Source organism: Roseibium sp. RKSG952, from assembly GCF_009711355.1.
This window is the reverse complement of the sequence record NZ_SMMF01000521.1, coordinates 1-1,554: the sequence shown is the minus strand read 5'-3', so window position 1 is coordinate 1,554 and position 1,554 is coordinate 1. Positions and strand designations below refer to the sequence as shown.

The following is a 1,554-nucleotide window of genomic DNA, read 5'->3' as shown; positions in this document are numbered from 1 at the left end:
GCTTCCTTGCGATTTTGGCATAAGGGATTGGTTGTCAAGGGCGCTCAAGCGCCGCAAAAGCGGTTTTGCAACCCTTGACAACCAATCCCTTATGACGAACCCAACCTTACTGTTGTTTGCGTTTTAACTTACCCCCGATGGCGAGAAGCAGAACATAGCGAACCGTCATGCCATCTGGATGCAATTGATTGGCTCTCGAACACCAACGAGATTGTCATCCCGGCCAAGCAAGCGCGGAGCCGGGATCGGAGAGCCACGGAATGTGCAGGTGCCAATGGCTCTCCGATCCCGCATGAAACCGTTGGTTTTTGCGGGATGGCGAGGGTCGGCGAACCGCTGCAATTGGTGATGGCAGATGAATAACCCGGCCTGATTGCCGAAGGCTCTAGGCGGACGGGAAAAAACAGGTTACGACCAGTTTCATGAATGGATCAGAAATCTATCACCGGCTGGTCGGCCTGATTGAGGAACGTGTGCTCAAGCCGGGGGACCGGTTGCGCGAAGCCGATCTTGCCGAGACCTTTGGGGTCAGCCGGACCCCGATCCGCGAGGGGCTGAAGCGTCTCGAGGCGCAAGGTCTGGCGGTCCACGAGCCGAACCGGGGTATGGTCATCCCGACGCTCGATCACGGTCAGATCAGCGAAGTCTATTTCATGCGCGAGGTGCTTGAAGGCACGGCGGCCGGGCTTGCGGCGAAACACGCATCAAAGCCGGAAGTCGAGATCCTGAAGGATCTGGTCGAAGCCGACCGGAAGCGGATCGCCGACAAGGACAGCCTTGTGCGCTCGAACCGGGAGTTTCACCGGCGGCTTTATCTGGCATCTCACAACCGCTATCTGGTTGACCAGATCGACCATCTGCGCCTGTCGCTGATCCTGATGGCGGGCACGACGCTTGATACGCCCGAACGCCGGGAAACGGCGGTCGGAGAACACGCAGCCATTGTCAGCGCGATTGCGGCCGGTGACAGCGAGGCTGCGGAAAAAGCTGCGCGCCTCCATATATCCCACGCCCACAAGACCCGGCTTCAGCAAAACTGACGGCGGTTACAGCGCTCCGTTTGCGATGGCCAGATTGAGATTGGCCAGTGCAGCAAGCGTCAGAACGATGAATGTCAGAACCATGCCGCTGATGCGAACCGGAAGAGGTTCGGGTTGCTGACTGACGCCATAGGCATGCAGGCAGCGGCCGACAAGCAGCGCCAGCCCGAGGCCATGCAGAAGCCATCCGACAGCCCCGAGCAGCTCAGCCATGGCGATGAGCAGGATGGCGAGCGGAACATATTCGGCAAAATTGGCGTGGACCCGCATTCGGCGCAGGAGCAATCTGTCATCGTTATGGCCGATTGCAATGCGGGTGGATTGACGGCGCCGGATCACCCGGACGCTCAGCGCGAGATAAATGAAAGTCAGCAGGGCGGCATAAAACGGCGTGATGGCAAATGACATGGCTCATTCCGGATATCGGGAAAGACAGGCCACAGCATAGGCCGCTTGTCCCGATCCGTGAATGCTACCAGAGTTTGAGTTATACCAAGTCTCAGATGAAGTGACT

Annotated in this window: 2 protein-coding genes; one reads left to right on the top strand and one right to left on the bottom strand. The window is 58.3% G+C overall.

What is annotated here, in order from left to right:
• Positions 1-422 precede the first annotated feature (422 nt).
• A complete protein-coding gene (locus tag E1297_RS01955; protein ID WP_155133220.1) occupies positions 423-1,040 on the top strand; it encodes a GntR family transcriptional regulator in 618 nt (205 codons plus the stop codon).
• A gap of 6 nt (positions 1,041-1,046) precedes the next feature.
• Here E1297_RS01955 and E1297_RS01950 read toward each other — a convergent pair whose 3' ends face one another.
• Complete coding sequence (locus E1297_RS01950; protein WP_155133217.1) at positions 1,047-1,448, bottom strand: MAPEG family protein; 402 nt, start codon at positions 1,446-1,448, stop codon at positions 1,047-1,049.
• Positions 1,449-1,554: the final 106 nt, after the last annotated feature.